The organism is Pedobacter sp. KBW06 (genome assembly GCF_003852525.1).
Classification (GTDB): domain Bacteria; phylum Bacteroidota; class Bacteroidia; order Sphingobacteriales; family Sphingobacteriaceae; genus Pedobacter.
Genome location: NZ_QAJL01000005.1, coordinates 192,531 through 210,003, shown reverse-complemented (window position 1 = coordinate 210,003; position 17,473 = coordinate 192,531). Strand labels below are relative to the sequence as shown.

The 17,473-nt window shown below is 41.5% G+C and carries 14 protein-coding genes and 1 riboswitch; of the genes, 1 reads left to right on the top strand and 13 read right to left on the bottom strand.

Features of this window, described 5'->3' with window-relative positions; genetic code table 11:
- Positions 1–90: 90 nt before the first annotated feature.
- The 11 genes from DBR43_RS27110 to DBR43_RS27060 form a co-directional block, all read right to left on the bottom strand.
- Entirely contained in the window at positions 91–1,614 is a 1,524-nt protein-coding gene (locus tag DBR43_RS27110; protein WP_124586472.1) for a hypothetical protein, read from the bottom strand.
- A gap of 73 nt (positions 1,615–1,687) precedes the next feature.
- On the bottom strand, positions 1,688–2,614 hold the full coding sequence (locus DBR43_RS27105; RefSeq protein ID WP_124586471.1) for a DUF4465 domain-containing protein: 927 nt from the start codon (positions 2,612–2,614) through the stop codon (positions 1,688–1,690).
- Between the two features lie 47 nt (positions 2,615–2,661).
- A complete protein-coding gene (locus tag DBR43_RS27100; protein ID WP_124586470.1) occupies positions 2,662–4,143 on the bottom strand; it encodes a PKD-like domain-containing protein in 1,482 nt (493 codons plus the stop codon).
- Between the two features lie 300 nt (positions 4,144–4,443).
- Positions 4,444–4,650: riboswitch (cobalamin riboswitch) on the bottom strand.
- A gap of 184 nt (positions 4,651–4,834) precedes the next feature.
- Positions 4,835–5,242: a VOC family protein gene (locus DBR43_RS27095; protein ID WP_124586469.1), complete on the bottom strand. Its 408-nt coding sequence runs from the start codon at positions 5,240–5,242 to the stop codon at positions 4,835–4,837.
- A gap of 39 nt (positions 5,243–5,281) precedes the next feature.
- On the bottom strand, positions 5,282–6,016 hold the full coding sequence (locus DBR43_RS27090; protein WP_124586468.1) for a helix-turn-helix transcriptional regulator: 735 nt from the start codon (positions 6,014–6,016) through the stop codon (positions 5,282–5,284).
- A 116-nt stretch (positions 6,017–6,132) separates the two neighbouring features.
- Positions 6,133–7,191 (bottom strand): serine hydrolase domain-containing protein, encoded by a 1,059-nt coding sequence (locus DBR43_RS27085; RefSeq protein WP_124586467.1) that lies wholly within the window; start codon positions 7,189–7,191, stop codon positions 6,133–6,135.
- 138 nt (positions 7,192–7,329) lie between these two features.
- Positions 7,330–8,148 carry a helix-turn-helix domain-containing protein gene (locus DBR43_RS27080; RefSeq protein WP_233603234.1) on the bottom strand — a complete coding sequence of 273 codons (819 nt, stop codon included), beginning with the start codon at positions 8,146–8,148 and terminating at the stop codon, positions 7,330–7,332.
- Positions 8,149–8,537: 389 nt separating this feature from the next.
- Entirely contained in the window at positions 8,538–9,755 is a 1,218-nt protein-coding gene (locus DBR43_RS27075; RefSeq protein ID WP_124586466.1) for a GAF domain-containing sensor histidine kinase, read from the bottom strand.
- Between the two features lie 271 nt (positions 9,756–10,026).
- Positions 10,027–11,085: a serine hydrolase domain-containing protein gene (locus DBR43_RS27070; RefSeq protein ID WP_124586465.1), complete on the bottom strand. Its 1,059-nt coding sequence runs from the start codon at positions 11,083–11,085 to the stop codon at positions 10,027–10,029.
- 207 nt (positions 11,086–11,292) lie between these two features.
- Positions 11,293–11,901 (bottom strand): class I SAM-dependent methyltransferase, encoded by a 609-nt coding sequence (locus DBR43_RS27065; RefSeq protein ID WP_124586464.1) that lies wholly within the window; start codon positions 11,899–11,901, stop codon positions 11,293–11,295.
- A 17-nt stretch (positions 11,902–11,918) separates the two neighbouring features.
- Positions 11,919–12,713: a response regulator transcription factor gene (locus tag DBR43_RS27060; protein WP_124586463.1), complete on the bottom strand. Its 795-nt coding sequence runs from the start codon at positions 12,711–12,713 to the stop codon at positions 11,919–11,921.
- A 77-nt stretch (positions 12,714–12,790) separates the two neighbouring features.
- Between DBR43_RS27060 and DBR43_RS27055 the strand changes: the two genes are divergently transcribed.
- Positions 12,791–14,284, top strand: coding sequence for a serine hydrolase domain-containing protein (locus DBR43_RS27055; protein WP_124586462.1), 1,494 nt, complete (start codon positions 12,791–12,793; stop codon positions 14,282–14,284).
- A 113-nt stretch (positions 14,285–14,397) separates the two neighbouring features.
- Here DBR43_RS27055 and DBR43_RS27050 read toward each other — a convergent pair whose 3' ends face one another.
- Positions 14,398–15,168 (bottom strand): sterol desaturase family protein, encoded by a 771-nt coding sequence (locus DBR43_RS27050; RefSeq protein ID WP_233603233.1) that lies wholly within the window; start codon positions 15,166–15,168, stop codon positions 14,398–14,400.
- A 2-nt stretch (positions 15,169–15,170) separates the two neighbouring features.
- The gene (locus tag DBR43_RS27045; protein WP_124586461.1) at positions 15,171–17,462 is read right to left on the bottom strand and encodes a Gldg family protein; all 2,292 of its coding nucleotides are present in this window, start codon (positions 17,460–17,462) and stop codon (positions 15,171–15,173) included.
- Positions 17,463–17,473 lie beyond the last annotated feature (11 nt).

Below are 17,473 nucleotides of genomic sequence, written 5' to 3'. Positions count from 1 at the left end.
TAAGAAACCAGGCATTTGTTTATTTATTATTGAAATAAAAAAAGACGCATTTTAGGTGCGTCTTTTATTTCTAGTGATCAGTGATGCTTCTTATGGTTTTACGGTTTCAATCTTTGTTCCCAGCAAATGTAAATCTTCTCCACGTCCGATTTCGGTAGATGCTTCTCCTAACCATCCGTTTTCCTGATCTACTCCGGTGTAAACCTTTACAAAGTCAATGCCTGGAAGTATTACTTTATTTCCATTTTTATCAATGGCCCATTCAATATCAATTCCGGAATTGTCGTGCACATTAGGATAGTTATCTACATATCCATAGCTAAACCCATACTGTACGTAATAACTGCCTTGTCCACTTTCTTCTATGCCATTCCTCGCCAGACGAATACCTTTGTAAGTGAGCTTATTGTCTTTCACCCATGCAGGGTAATAACTCTGAGCATGAAATGTATTTTTTACTTTATAGCCCTGTTGCCCCTGGTTGTCTGCCCAGCGGATATAGTTAGGGATGCTGATGTTATTTTGAGGTGTACCAACGGCACTTTCGGTTTCCGGACGGTCATAGGTCATTTCATAGCTGCGAAAGGTACGCACATCATTGCTCTTGCCAACAGCGATACTATACCATGGCTCCTTTTCGGCAGAGAAATTACCACTCCCCTTTATTTCATACCACTCATCTTCATCAGGTTTACCATTTTTATTTTTATCATACGCTACCATTACAATCCCTGGCTCGGAACTTCCACCAAAAGGTGCGTTCGGGCGGGGATTTGCTGCAGCGCCAAAGGCATTTCCATGAATCCGAAAATCACGCCTTCCCGCTACATTCACGATGGTATGATCAAAACCTAAAACTACATAACCGCCCCAGCTTCCCAGGGTGATGGTGGTGGCATTTTCGCCCACAAGCTCTTTTCCTGCTTTGCCGACCATCGTTTCATGGGTATCACCGGAAACGTATTTTGGCAGTTCGTTTACAAACTGTCCAGGTGCCGGCAGGTAATCAAATACTTTAGCGATATAAGCTGAAGCAAGGCGTTCAGGTTGCCGCACAGTGACCAGTAAGGTATCGGAGAGCTCACCGGAAGATACCTTTAGCTTATAAATTCCCCTATCCACCGTTGCAAACATCGCTGAGGTTGTATTTGTCGCAGCCAGTCGGTAGAGCTCAGATGACGGTGACAATACTTCCCATTTCAAATCATTCCTGCCTGCAAATTTCTTTGATGCCTCCAGTGAAAGGATCGTATTGGTTGTGGTCTGGAAGTTTAGGTAACGGCCGGTAGTAATTTTTACCACTTTTTGGAAAATATTACCGGAATTGTAAGCCATGACTACCAGGTTATAAGTACCCGGTTCTGCAGGTGCCTGAAAATTGAATTCTATCGCATTCGCGGCTCTTTTGCCGTTAATATACCAAACCAAAGAATCTGCCTTGTTTTCAATTGCAGGTTTAAGCAGTAAGCTCTCTTTGACCACGACGTAATATTCTGCATCAAGTCCGGAGATTCCGGGTGCAGGTGCTACTGTTTCCTTTTCTTTTTTACAACCAGCGATGAATAATATTGTCATGGTGCTCAGGTAGATTAGAAATTTGTAAGATTTATTCATTTTATCAATTTATGATTTGTGCTATCGTTAATTTATAGCTGTATTATAAAAAAGCCGGGCATTATTTAAAGGGTTACAAGGTTACCTTAACGTTGTCTATACATACATAGGCTGGTGTATTCAAGCCGTAACTGCCTGAATCGTTACCTTCAATATTGAACTCGATACGGGTAACGTTACCCAGGTCTGACAGGTCAAAATAAGTCCATGAAGTTAAAGGGCCTGCAACAGGCAAGTGGTTATTGTATCTTGCAAGATCAATTTCAACCGGGTCACCGTTATTTGTAGCACCATTGCTGTCAAATCCATAAGCCAGTAATTTCAAATATCCCGTTCCTCCGGCGATATCTTTTAGTGGTGTTGCCACTCCTGAACCGAATGTATTGCCATTTTGGATTACCCCATAGGTATACGAGGAAAGACATACATACATCCCCTCAACCACTCCGCTACCTGATGTAAAATCAATTTTAGGACGTGTTGCATAAGATGAATTGTAGGAATCCACGTAGCCAAACATAACGGCAAAATTACTGCTGCCACCGTAGCCACCATTTTTAGCGCCATCGGTACCAGAATAAACACTGCACTGATTAAGATAAGAATACCACCAGTCGCCTGTTTTTCCTGGCGTATTTGATTTATTATTCCAGTCGGACACCACAAAACCACCGTTCCAGTAATCAACCGGAGATCCGCTTCCGGCACCTTTGATTGCAAACTTTAAATTGCTTGGAGAATGTACATAAGGTGCAATTTGAGTCCCTGTCCAGGAAGAGTAAGCATTGTCTCCATAAGAGGTATTGTTAGCCATATAGCTGCTGCCGATACCTTCAAAAGTAATGGTATAGCTTGTTGCCAGGCTATTTTGCCGGGCACTCATGCTTTTAGACTGTGGAACTGCTTCAGGTATTAGGTCATTCTGCTTGGTACATGAAGCCAATACACCAATTGAGATGGTTGCTGCTAATAATGTTTTAGTAAAAAGGGATTTTTTCATACGTTTTAATTTTTGATTTGGGTTATGTATTGGTATTGCCCGGCTTTTTAATTTTTGAGGTGTTTGTCCAATATAGACCCTACCTGTAACATGCGCCCTTCTTCCATATTGTAATCTGTCATCACATTACCTGTACTCAGATCCTGTTGAAAAGGATAGACTACTTTCTGCACTTTTACAAAATCGATTCCCGGCAATTGAATGCGCTCTCCTTTTTTGTTCACCGCCAGATCGATATCAATATTCAGTTTCTGGAAGAACGGAGCAGCACCGGTAAGGTTTCTGGTGACACGTTTTCCCTTGCGGGAGAAAGAAGTTTTCCATCCATCCATGATGACTGCCTGTTTTGTAGTGTTATCGGCTACATTTAGTCCCGGAAAGAAACCCCTGCTCGAGAATGCTCCTGCAGCAGTCATGGAACTTGTGAAGGTTTTGTTGGTTACCACCTCTCCTTTGGCGAGGCTGGGTTGGTTATCTTTCCAATTGAAATAGCTATATATCCTTCTGGCATCCGTTTCCGTTTTATTGTAGGTAAAAATCATTTCATATTCAGGGATATCATCCTGCCCGTAATCATCGTTTTTCAGCTCATACCATTCGTCTTCGTCCGGCATTCCGTTTTTATTGCGGTCATAAGCTACGTAAACAGCTGGCTGGTCGCGGATGGAGCAAAAAGCATTCAGCTCCAGATCGGTTTTACCTGCAACATTGGCAACTGTATGGTCAAATTTAAAAGTGGCAGATCCACCCCAGCTACCCAAAAAAAGCGCAGCGTTGGCATTAACTTTCCTGATGCCGGTTGCCTTTGCCAGGAAGTCATTGTAAGCCAGCGGGTATTCGTCTCCATACTTCCAGTTATCTGCAGAACCTATAATTGACCAGTTGTGGTTTTTGCCCGGTGCAGGAGCGTATTCCAGTACCGTGTAAGCATTTTTCACATACTGTTCTGCCTTTACTGCGATCTTGCGTTTATAGGTTACTGTTTGTTTTCCGGCAGTTGCACGAAGGGTAAGCTCATAGGTTCCGGACTCAGGAGAAATAAAGCTCAGGTTTAATTTCTTACCGATAACCGAGTCTCCGATAGACCATTCGTATTCGTAATCTTTACGGTCCGGGCCGGTAACTGCAGGTGTAATCTCCAGTACGTTGCACATGGAAACATTCAGCTGATCGGCCAGTGAGATCACAATCGGCCTTTCTACAATTAATTTGAAAGATTGCTGCTCCGTACCGCCTTTGTTGCTGACTTTGAGCGTAATGTCAAAAGTTCCCGCCTCGGTGGCCTGAAAAGTATAATTTGGCTGACCGGAGGCTGTTTCCTTGCCATTTACCAACCAGACATAGCTGTTGCCCCTGGTGTTGGTGATATTGGGTGCCAGGGTTAATTTGTCGCCGATATTTAGAATGGTCGCATCTTCGCTGACTCCGGAAATGGTTGGTTTAACCTGTAATTCCTTCTTGCAGGAGGAAGCAAAGAGTAAAACGATGACCAGTAGCTTTAGAAAAATGATATCTTTCAAGTTTTTCATGTTTGGGTTTTGGGTTGTCTGAATTTTAATTTAAATCTTTATGATTGGGTCAATAAGGAATCTGGATTTTATCGATAGAAGCACGGCTGAAGGCCGCTGTTGCTGCCCCGTATAACGTGGGAGAATAAATGAGAAAAACGTGATCAGTAACGTTTTTAATGCGTTTGAGATGTACATCAATTTTTGCTTCAAATGGCTTGTCGGATGACAGGAGAAAACAAAAAGGCAGGACCACGAGGGGCCCGCGAAGTAAGATAACTTCGGTCCTGTTTGTATTCAAAACCTCATCCTCGAAGGCTTTAAAAATTATATGTATTTGGCAGGTCTCCTGACTTGTTCCCAATTTGACGGCCTTCCCATTTTCATTCAAAAAAACAGTGGCAACCAGATGTCAAATTGTTGTGATAGAACTTACAGTAGCGGGTCTGTTCAGGATTTTCACCTGATTCCCTATTAATCTTAACATTGTGAAATTTTATGTTAAGAACCAATTACGGCGCAATAGTACAAAAAGTTATTGATATGAAGAAGGCCTTATAGTAATAAGCACAGTTATTGCGAATAGAACTAAAGGCTTTTAAGCGTAAGAAAGCACTCCAGGACCGCAAAAGCCTCACATTTATGTAAGGCTTTTACTGTTTAACTTTGGACGCCTAAGCTGATGTTATTTAAGAAAATATAAATCCACAATTTAGCGATCACCAAACTTTGCGATGGCTTCGGGAGTAACAGGTGTAAAGAGATTCACAAGGTTGCCGTCCGGGTCTCTTAACAATAAAGAATTATTTCCCCATGGCATCAGTGTTGGTTCCTGCACGATCTGATCCTTAAATAAACCTTCTAATTCTTCGAATCGCTGCTGCAGGTCATCAACCAGAAATTCTATGATGACGCTACGGTTTTGGGCTGGCTGAGCTACACTATCGCCGCCAAAAAACTGCAAAGTCCGTGTGCTTCCAATAGCCAGGGTTGCTGTTTTGGTCTTTACCTCTGCAAAATCAGGGGTATACCTGATGGCCGTCCCTCCTATTGCCTGTTCATAAAAATTGACCATTTCCTCTATCCTGGAGGTAATGATCCGAATGGATATTAAATTCATTGCTTATTCATTTAATTGTGCAACGAAGGTATTGGCCCGTTATGACAACTGTTTGTCAGGGCTTATAAATTTTTTTTCTTTCTCTTGCAGGTAATCCTGAAGGTTAAGCTGATGCGCCGGAAACTTGAGATCGGTTGGATAAACCGTTTTGATCCGGTCTAACCGGAACATTCTGAAATCGTTTCTAAGCCTGCAAAAGGCAATCAGGGTCCAATGCTGTTCCATACTGTAATAAAAGGCAAAAGGCTCGATAAACCTTTCTATGCTTTCATTTTTACCTTCTGCCTGATAGGCAATGCGGAGTACGGCAAAACTAGTGAGTGCATTTTGGATGGAGGACAATGAGTTGCTGGTGGATTGTTTAAGGCTTGCAGGACTCACTGCAACACGTTTGGAAAGCAGTTCAATTTTATCCTTTGCAGTGTAGCTGAGCACAGCTTTCACTTTATCCAGGGCTTCTTTATAGAAACTGATCAATGAACTGTCTTTGTTCAGACTAACCAGCTGTCCGGCCATGATCAGGGCGTTGGCCTCTTGCTCGGTAAACATGATTGGGGGAATTTTATAGCCTTCAGCCAATGAATAGCCTTTTCCTTCAAGACTGGCTATCGGAATGCCAATCTGTTCCAATGCCCGTATGTCGCGGTAGATGGTACGGACACTCAGCCCAAATTTTTCTGCCAAATCGGTTGAATTTACGATCCTTTTGGTCTGCAGCTGCAGTAAAATGGCACTGAGGCGGGTAAGCCTTTTCATATCTGTATTATTGCTCATTGCTTAACTCTCCGGTTACAAATATATGCATCAAATGCACACAAAGCGCCTCTTTACGTATGGTAAAGAGGCGCTTTGTGCATTGGCCTGAGTTGGATCCTGTCCGGAAGCTGTATTTATTTCGAGGCCAGCTCAGAGATTCCTTTCAAGATGCCATTTCTCAATTTGGAGTTCTGATGATCCAGCAGTATGATCACACCCCAGTTTTTAGCTCTATTGTAACCGATCATTGAAGATTGTCCCATAGTATCTCCGGATTTGATATAATCTGTATTCTGATCATCTGTCATGATGTTTATCCCTAATCCCAATTCCCTATTTTCAAATTTATAGTAGATTTTCTCTGTAATTAAAGCAGCTTGACCTATTGTGAGGTCTTTGTTTAAGACCGCTTTTAAATACTTAACCATATCTGATGCACTGGATTTCACCAATCCGGCGGGAGCTGTCATGTGCCATTTCATGAATTCCTGAACATTGCCATTTGGAGTATGGCCAGTTGTCCTGTTTTTTACATTAAAATCTTTTGTCAGCGTATTTTTCATACGTAATGGCGTGATTATTTTGCCTCTGATAATTTCATCGTAGCTCTTGCCGTATACGTTTTCCAATATCTGTCCAAGCAAAACAATTCCAATCGTAGAATAACGATATTTTCCATAATCTTTTAGCTCAGTACAATTGTTGACCATCGCAGTCAGTGTTTCCTGATTTACGCTGCTCATAGGTTGTTCCGGATCCACTGCCAGCAACTTTGCAAAATCCAGATCAGGTAAACCAGATTGATGAGATCCCAGATCTGAAATCTTTATCTTGTTTTTAAGGTTTTCATGTAACACATACACTTTTGGAAGGAAGTTGTCGATGTAATCATCTGTTTTTATTTTATGATCAAGAACCGCCTGGGCAATTAAATTTGCTGTCAGAATTTTAGTGATCGATGCAATTTCGAATACGGAATTTTTATCGATAGCAGTTTGACTTTCTGCATTCAACTTACCATATGCGATATAGTGTTCTTCATTATTTTTGATAAACCCAACGCTGATCCCCACGTTAGGATTTTTTTGGTGATGATCCTTTATTATTGAATCAATCTTGTTGGTGATGTCCTGTCCAAAAGAAACGTTGCTGATTAATAATAGTGCTGCGAGAAATTTAAATGAAGTTTTCATGGTATCGAATTTTTATGTTGATAATTATTTCGATACAAATATGCGGAAGACATCAATGCTGTGCGACCGAGTAAAAATACTCGCACCCTTTTGTTTGAAAAAATGAGTACGAGTATTTAAAGCTACTAGTGCGAATAGTTACAATGTACTACTACACAGATCATTGCGATAGGAAGTTGGTGTTTTTCCAGTATGTTTTTTGAAAGCTGCATTGAAAGAAGATTTTGAATTAAAACCTACTTCATATAGGATTTCTAAAATTGTCACCTTACTTTTTGTAAGGTCTTTTAAGAGATCCATGGCATGTTCTATCCGATAGGTATTGATGAAATCATAAAAGTGCTGATCTAACTTGTGATTAATCAAAACAGATAAATCCCGAACGGGAATTTTAACACCATTGGAGATGTCCTGAATTGTTAAGGAAGGATTAAGGAAGGGCTTTTCTTCAATCATATACTTCTTTAATATCAAGAGCTCTTCATTGTATTCTTCCTCAGTTGCCGCTAAATCTTCAGAGATTTTTTCTTCGTAGATGATCTGCTTTACCAGCTTTAATTTAGAATCGACATTCCTAAATAAACCTGGATTATTTAATGCTTTATATAAATACCAGAAGGTGATGACCGGTGAAAATAACAACAGTAGAATTTTCAGCCAGCCGGAGATACCAGGGTATTCTGTAAATTTAAAGATGTTCTTTAGCAGCGCAACAGAAAAAAAGACGGAGAGTGCCATCGTAAACTGAAATAACCAATTCAGGGATTGAATGCTTGCTCCTGCATAATTTTCAAGATATATTTTCTTTGCTTTTCTTAAGATCATAAAAGCGGCAATGAGGTAAAATACAACTTGAATATTTATGAGTACATGATTGATCTGTATTTCCAGTCTGGTACTGCTTTTTTCAAGAAAACTGATTTTAGCGGCCAGGTTGACCATATAAAAGCGAGGCAATAAGATCAGGTTTGCTGTTAAGAAAGTAACCGTATGAACTAAGTGTATTGGTCTCAGCTTAAAATCTGTATAGCAGACGGATAAAACGTACAAATAAAAAGTTGGCAGTTGTAAGAAAAAAATTGAGCTGATAAAAACCCTTACATTCAAAGAGACTTCAGTGAAATGGCCCAGATTTACACTGATATCAATTACAGTTAAAATCAGAAAAAAGGCAAAAAGACGATTACTTAATTTATATTCTGTCTTTACGGTAAGCAAAAAGAATGAAAGGAATAATGAAATGAAAATTGTTACAACCGCAATTGCAGGTATTAAATTGATTTGATCCATTGGCGTGATTGCGGCGAATTTAGCTAATTTTTGCAATTATTACTTATCAGGTCAATTTAAACTGAAGATTTTTGAAAAGGTATTTTCACGTTAAAACATGCTCCTGATCCTGTCTGGTTGTAAATTTCCATAGTGCCGCCTAAACCTTGTACCAGGTGCTTCACCAACTCTAGTCCGAATCCATATCCTTTTTCTCCGGAGGTCCCGTTGGTACTTAAATTACTGCCCTCTTCCAGGTGTTTGAGTGCCTCCTGGCTGATCCCTGCGCCGCTGTCTGAAATCATCAAATCAAGCAGGTGTTGCTGCTCCTGCTCAATTAAACTCAGGTCAACTTTTACCGTCCCACTTTCGGGAGTAAACTTGATTGCATTGGAAATCAAATTGCCGGTGATCTGCAGTAACTTGTTTTTGGGGAAAGGCAATAAGTTATTGCCCTCTTTAAGTTGGATCTTCAGGGCGATGCCTTTATTTTTAGCCTGACCGCCATAAAGATCCTCCAATTTGTATTTAAACAGACTTAGATTTACTTCATTTTCTGCAAGTTTTTTGCTTTGCTGTTCTTCAGTGAGAATTTCATCGGCCAGCTCCAGCAATGATTTACTGCTTTTATGGATCAGCTGGATAAATTCCAGCACTTCACTGAGGTTGTTGCCATTTCCCTGTTGTACGATGATATTGGACAAACCAATGATTCCGGCAAGTGGTCCGCGGATGTCATGTGCCACTTTGCTTTTTGTTTCGTTGGCATTTTTCACCTGGCCTTCCAGTTCCCTTATGGCCTGGTAAGTATGAATGCGGTTGATGACCTGATCTGCTATAATTTTCAGCATTTCAATTTTCTCAGGGCTTAGGTTTTTAGGCGCCGTATCTACAACACACAGGGAGCCAATTTGATGACCTTCCGATCCTGTAATTGGTACGCCCAAATAATACCGGAGCGATAAAGGTGCCCTGGTAAAATCCTTATGTGCAAATCGCTGATCCAATAACAGGTCTGAAACTTCAAATTGTGGCTGGCCCATAATGGTATACTGACACATGGACTCTTCTCTTGGCGTCTGTTTTACTTCCAGTCCATGACCGGAAATGGTCCATGTAGTATAAGAATCAATGAGGTTGATCAGCGAAATATCCGTTCCGGCAACTTTGGCCGCCAGCATGGCCAGGTCTTTAAACTCATCAAACAGTTCAGAATAATCTAAGTCAAGCTCAGATAGGTTCAATAACCTTTGCATCTCATTTTTTGGTACCGGGAAAGCTTCTTTTAACATCATTTCTTTTACTTGCTACAATATTATGTATACTTCGCCATATTAAGCAAGTTTTAGAGCTGGAATTTTAAGAAAAAAAAGTAAAAAGCCAGGTGGTCATTGACCGGTTTCTGTAGACTCCGCATAAGCGTTGCGGCTCAGCATAAGTTTTACATTCCGGGTGAAAAAGACACCACGGAATAAGCCAGCAACCAAATGCGCCAAGCGCCTCTCTACTTTTTGTAAAGAGGCGCTTGGCGCATTCGGCTTGAGTTGGACCGGATTTGGGAGAGATTTATTTCGAGGCCAGCTCTAAGATTTCATTCAAGATGGTATTTCTCATTTTGGAGTTGTTATTGTCTATTAATATGATCAGACCCCAATTTTTAGCTCTATTGTAAGCGATCATCGAACATTGTCCCATAGTATCTCCTGATTTGATATAACTTGTCTTCTGATCATCTGTTATTATGTTGATTCCTAATCCCAATTCTCTATTTTCATATTTATAGTAGATCTTTTCCGTAATCATCGACGCTTTACCAATTGCAACATCTTTGTTTAGGACCGCTTTCAGATACATAACCATGTCGGCAGCACTAGATTTCACCAATCCGGCAGGGGCAGTAATATGCCAGTTCATGAATTCCAGAACATCGCCGTTTCGGCCATGGCTAGTTGTCCTGTTTTTTACATTGAAATCTTTTGTCAGCGTATTTTTCATACGTAATGGCGTTATTATTTTGGCTCTGATAATTTCATCGTAACTCTTGCCGTACACTTTTTCCAGTATCTGTCCAAGCAAAACAAATCCAATCGTAGAATAACGATATTTTCCATAATCCTTAAGCTCAGTGCAATTGTTGACCATCGCAGTCAGTGTTTCCTGAGTTACACTGCTCATAGGTTGTTTAGGATCCGCTGCAAGCAACTTTGCAAAATCCAGATCAGGCAAACCAGACTGATGAGAGGCGAGATCTGAAATCTTTATTTTGTTTTTAAGATTTTCATGTAATACATACGCTTTAGGAAGGAAGTTATCGATGTAATCATCTGTTTTTATTTTATGATCAAGAACAGCCTGGGCAATTAAATTTGAGGTCAGCACTTTGGTGATCGATGCAATTTCGAATACGGAATTTTTATCGATAGCAGTTTGACTTTCTGCATTCAACTTACCATATGCGATATAGTGTTCTTCATTATTTTTGATGAAACCAACGCTGATTCCTACGTTAGGATTTTTTTGACGCTGATCCTTTATTATTGAATCAATCTTGTTACTGATATCTTGTCCAAAAGAAACGTTGCTAATTAATAATAGTGCTGCGAGAAATTTAAATGAAGTTTTCATGATATCGAATTTTTATGTTGATAGTTATTTCGATACAAATATGTGGAAGACATCAATGCTGCGCGACCGAGTAAAAATACTCGAACCCTTTTGTTTAAAAAAATGAGTACGAGTATTTAAAGTCACTGGTACGAGTAGTTACAAAATATTGTAATTCAAACGTTTAAGATGCGACTCCGGTGTTTATCAATACAGGAAAAAGTTCTCTTATTTTTGCAGGCACCAGGTGGTCATTGACCGCAGATTCTGAACATTGGTAGTTTTGATTGGCTCATGCAGGCTCGCCCCCAGCTCGCTGGTCATGCTGAGCAACATTTCCTGATTGACCAGGAAACGTTCAGATCCGTCTGGCAGAAGATACCTTCCGTTTCCAATTGATCTTACCAGGTTCTCAATGCCAATATCCGACGCCAGACGACAGAACAGATAACCTCCAGGACGGATTACCCGCCACATAGAGTTGAGCATCTCCCCGAAATGCCCGGCATTATCGGCAAAATGGAGTACTGCACTACTGATCACGAGATCAAACTTTTCATCGTCAAATGGCAGATTTTCCACCAGAGCAACGCTGAAATTTTCCTGTGGGGAGCTGGAAGAAAAAGATGCTGCCAGCTGTTTGATTGCCGTGATGTTGTCTACAGACGAGTCAACACCATACACCTGGTATCCGGACTGCAAAAAGTAGGCAACATTCCTACCCTGTCCACATCCTGCATCCAATACAGACTGACAGTCATCATATGTTCCTTTTAACAACTGATCAAATAAATAGATATCTATATTGCCAAACTGCTGGCGGAGTGATTCATTCATAACGTATGTATGTTCAACTATGGGTGATGTAATAAGCCTGTAGCCTTCGCAACCCGGCAGGCTTCCATTGCGTTGCTGACATTCAGCTTCAGAAAAATATTCTGTCGGTGTCTGTTTACCGTATGAATACTTAAGGACAGTTTATCGGCGATTTCTTTACTTCTCTGTCCGAGGTTGATGAGCTGAAGGATTTGTCCTTCCCTTGCCGACAGGATCTCTTCGAACCGTCCCTGCTCGCTATCTATAATTTCCCCTGTGCTGGTGTTGATGATAACTCCATCGGGGACATCAAATCCAGGATGATCATATACCATATTGTACAGGCAAAGGGCCAGCCAGACATTTCCCTGTTCGGTACTGCTCAGGTACAGCAAACGATGTCTGACCAACTGGTATTTGTTTTCGTTGTTCCTTATCCTCAGTCTGGTAATCAGGCTGTAATTAAGGCGCTCATTCAACTCCACAGACTTGATCAATTTAAAGAAATTAAATTCGAGACGGTACTTCTTTTGAAGGTCTTCCGGATGCACCCGGCCCAGCAATTCATCTTCCCAGATGGAATTAATCTCCGTCTGACTGGGTGCAAAACCAAGCTGCAGGGCAAGTCCACCAGGATAGATATAGCTTTTTCGGGCCTCCATATCACTAAGTACACTGATGGTATTTTCAAGTTTTGCATAAAGCCTGGCAATCGACTTGCAATCCTCAAGCTGCAGCTCAGATTGGGAAAAATCAGAAAAAGGCTGAGAAAACAGTTTTATATCAAGCAATTCACGTATCTGCGGCGTATTTTGATGGTTATTTATAGCCATTTGGGTTGCATTATCATTCTGTAAATTTGGAAGGGACAAGGTAAGATTTCGAATCCGGAATATGCCAATTTACATTTATGGAATTAATTAAAAATAGCTTAATAAAACAAAAAATCTGCCTGTTCTTCCTGTTGTCTATTGGTGTAAAAAATGTCGATGCACAACGCAGACAAGGCAATTTAGACCAGTTCTTTTCCACCTTATCGCAGAACGGGCAATTTAGCGGGAATGTCCTGGTCGCAGAAAATGGAAATGTGGTTTACGAAAAATCTTTTGGTTACGCCGATGTCTCCAATAAGAAAAACAATACGGTTCAAACCTCCTTACCGATTGCTTCCATTACCAAAACCATTACTTCTACAGCGATCTTACAATTAAAACAACAAGGGAAGCTGCAGCTGGAAGACCGGGTTACAAAATACCTGCCTGAGTTCCCATATCCTGAAATAACCATCAGGCAGTTGTTATCGCATACTTCGGGCCTGCCGAACTATGATATGCTTTTTTTTCCACTGATCCCCAAAAATCCCGATACGGTATTTACCAATAAAGACCTCATTCCCGCATCCGTTTCCCAAAAAATACAGCTGGTATTTAAACCCGGTGAAGATTTTACCTACAACAATGTCAATTACAACATTCTTGCCCTGATCGTAGAAAAGATTTCAGGCGGTTCATTTGGCTCGTATCTCCAGGCAAATATTTTTGGTCCTGCCGGAATGACAAACACTTCCCTGTCCGACTTTTTCAAAAGAGAAGATAAAAACCTTTCCAAAAGATACAGCTTCAAATATGCCTATTCCGATAAAGTACAGCTGGTAGATACTGCATCTGAGTTCCAGATCGCGAACCGGTTTAATTTTCAGGGTCATGGTGATTTGATCAGTACTACCCATGATTTGTTGAAATATGATCAGGCACTATATAATGGCAGTTTACTTAATCCTGCTACACTAAAAGAGGCCTTTACACCTGTCAAGCTCAGTAACGGCACACATAATATCCAGCGTTATGCCTTAGGATGGATTACCAATGAAGATACTTCCCTGGGAGAAATTGTTAAACACGATGGCGGCCTTCCCGGGGGGCGTACCATGCTGCTTAGAAATCTGACCAAACATCAAACCATCATCATTTTTGACAACAATGCCAACAATGTAGTTCCACTCGCAGATATGGCTTTGAAAATCCTAAATGGAGAACAAGTTGAAAAGCCTAAGAAAAGTGGCGCTAAATTCTATGGAATCGCTCTGGCAGCGCATGGAAAGAAAGCCGCTGACCAGGCTGCGAAAAAGGTAAAAACCGACACTTTGAACTACTATCTGAATGAAGACGAAATGAACTCCATGGGCTATGCCTTTCTGATGAACAACAGAGCCGCGGAAGCAGAAATTGCATTTGGAGAAAATACCCGGCTTTTTCCAGGGAGCTGGAATGTGTACGACAGTTATGGAGAGGTACTCCTGAAATTCGGAAAGAAGCAGGATGCCATAAAAATGTATCAAAAATCTATGGCACTTAATCCAAAGAACGCAAATGGGAAAAAAGTGCTGGAAGAGCTATTAAAATAAACCACAAATGTTACCCCCCGCTGTCGCGTTTCCATGCCTGGGTCCATCAGATAATCAGGAAATCTTGATGAACCTGGCATGGAAGTCGTGACAGTTTTTGCAATAATCAACGATTATACGCCGCCAAATCGCTGATTTTGGATCCTGTCGTATTCTTTCACGTAATCAGGGTGTTCCGTCTTCATCAACCGATCCCATACCCGCAAATAGAGACCGTAATTGCCTTTGAATTTCAGGTGGTGAAAATTATGAAAGGTAGAGGTATTGATGATCTCGAACAGGAACGAGTTCCGGAATCTTTTCGGCATAATTTCGTATCCCAAATGCCCGTATACATTGATCACAAAAGAGGAGAGCGCAAACAATCCCAGCGTTAAAGGATGTAATGGCATGACAAGAACCAGCAGCACCATTACTCCTCCTTCTGCTATCGCTTCCAGAAAATGAAAGGAATAGGAAGTCCAGGGAGAAGGATTGGTACTCTGGTGATGCACGAGATGCGTGATCTTAAACAACTTTTTATGGTGCAGGATCCGGTGCATCCAGTAGAAATAAGCGTCATGCACGATTAAGGTTAACAACAGGCTCAGCGGAACCCAGAGTAGTGAATACTCATGAAGATCGGTATAAATTAGGGTGTAGGGCCTCAAGCCATCAGACAAGGCAAAGACTGCCATGATAGCCAACATGATACTTGAGATAGAGGAGTGCAGCATTTCCCGCAGAAAATCGGCCTTGCCGGCCAGCCTGCTTTGAATTTTATTTCGCAGCAGGCTTTTGGGAAAGAGCAGGTAAAAAACTAAAAAAAAGATACCTGCAATGATAAAATAACGGGCTATGGTGAGCAAAAATGCGGAGCTAAAGACTTCGAAGAATGGTTTCATATTTATTTACGTTTTCTACGGATTAAAATCATCAGACCTGCGAGGAACATGATTCCCGGAATAATGCCATAGTACAATACCTGGATCACTTTTACACTCGACTTGCTGAGCGTGGTACTGTTGTCTTTGGAAAAAGGGCGGATCGCCTCGACGGGAAATTCGCCATAGCTGAACCAGCTTAAGATCCTCATGGCGAAGTAGTGATTCAACGTACCCATGTTTGATCTCGCCAGCTCTGCATTACTAAAAAAATCTGCGTCACCCGAAACTATGATTCGCTGTTCTTTACTTTTTATTTGTCGGGTTAGCATTAATGCTGCAGGAAAAGAACCTGGCTGGTCCCCTGCTTTTTCATTAATTTTCAAAGCAGCAGAATCTACTGCAAATTTTCCCTGTTTGATCCAGCTGGTTTGCGGATCGCTTGTCAGTAAAGGATGAATGTCAAAAGCCCCTCCTTCCTCATAGCTTAAAGCGGCAACACCTGGCATAGATAAAATCAGTCTCTGCTGAAAAAAGGGCTGTAACCTATGGTCCATGGCAACAGATCCAGCGGCAAGTACAGGCGTCACGAGGTCATAAGCAAAATCCCTGCTGTGCTGAACAATCGTCCCATCCAACATTTTAACGCCAAGTGATTCCAGCAGGGGATTGACTACACTTTGCTTGCCCGGTTCTCCGGCAATCATCAGGTTCCCTCCTGCTTCAATATATTTTTGAAGTCTGGCTTTTGCGGCTGCACTATAGGCTACTTTCGGATCACCAATCACCAGAACTGCAATGTTCGCCGGAATTTCTGCATGTTCCAAAGCAATCGTATCTATATCAAAGCCCTGGTTGATCATCGAAGCCCTGGACAGTTTATCATTGACCAGTGTTTTATAATCCCTGTCGCCCAACTTATCGATACTTCGCTGATAGCCATCTGTAGCAAAAATGATTTTGGGTATGGGCTGAATCAGCCTTTTTAATGCTGCACCAGTTTCTTCTTCCTTAGGCCAGAATCCCTGGTCCGGTGGTGGAAATGTACGCAGAAAAGTGGTCTTGCCTTTATACTTTAACTGCATCACGGCACGTCCGTTTTCCCCGTTCAGGTCTATCTGTTTTCTGATTTGTTCCGGCCTCAGAAAATCACGGAGATTGAGTTTTTGCATTTTTGCCAGCTGGACATAAGCCTCGTTAAAGGTCTTATGATTCTCGGCAAGTGCAGCAGTCATCCCGGGAATGCTGTCATAATAGTAGACCCATTTCAGGTTAATATTGGGTTTAAAACGTAAATATGACTCCCAGCGGGAAATGTTTGAAATGCGCAGCGCAGGTGTCATGCTCCAGTAAGATCCTTCCATTGCATTGATGTAAGCGGTAATTTCAACCGGTTCATCTCCCATCTTTTTCAGGATCTCCTGACTGGTAGCGGTAATGGTGTTCTCTTTGGTATCAGTCGCATCGTAGTAGGCGATCATCGGCTGACGGGAACTGACATAAGTAACCGTCAGGCCAAGCACAAGGATCAGTGCGTATCTGGATACTTGCTGCAAAACAGATTTGGATACCCTTTCCAGCTCCAGCTTTGTGATGGTAAAAGCAAGGAAAATTCCTGAAATTGCCAGGTAATAGACCACATCCCGGGTATTCAGTAAACCCGCCATCATGCGTGCCGCACGACTCGGCATAGAAAGGCTATAAGTTAAATCCCGGATCACATCCAGGTCCTGTCCTACCTTTCCAATATAGTTCATAAAGGCCAGCAGCACGAAGGTACTGATCGCGGCAACAGCCTGGTAAGTGGTTAAACCGGATACAAAAATCCCGATAGCCGAATAGGCATTTAACAGCAAAAATATCGCAAACAAAGCGACCAGGATATGCGGGTAATCAAAGTGCGGTACAAACACTGCAGCGGCCAGCACAAACAAAGTCAGAATTCCTATAATGAACAGGTTATAAGCCAGCATTGCTACAAACTTTCCATAGACAACCTGACTAAGTCTTACAGGTGAAGAATAAAGGAGTTTAATACTGCCGCTACTGATTTCTCTGCTGATGATTCCCATGGTGATCAATGGGATGTACAGGTATAAACTATCCAGTATCTTGATCAGCAGACCCAGTGCATTCGGATTGGTAAACAAATCTCTTGTTAAAAAAGAGAAGTTGCCCCCTTTTGCCAATTCTGGTATTGCTTCGGTAAAACCGATACTCATCTGTACAAAGAGTGTCAACATCAGCAGCCAGGCAATCGGGGAATAAAATAGCAGGCTGAGCTCCAGCCTGGCTATTTGTAGGATTTTCTTCATATCTAAAATGA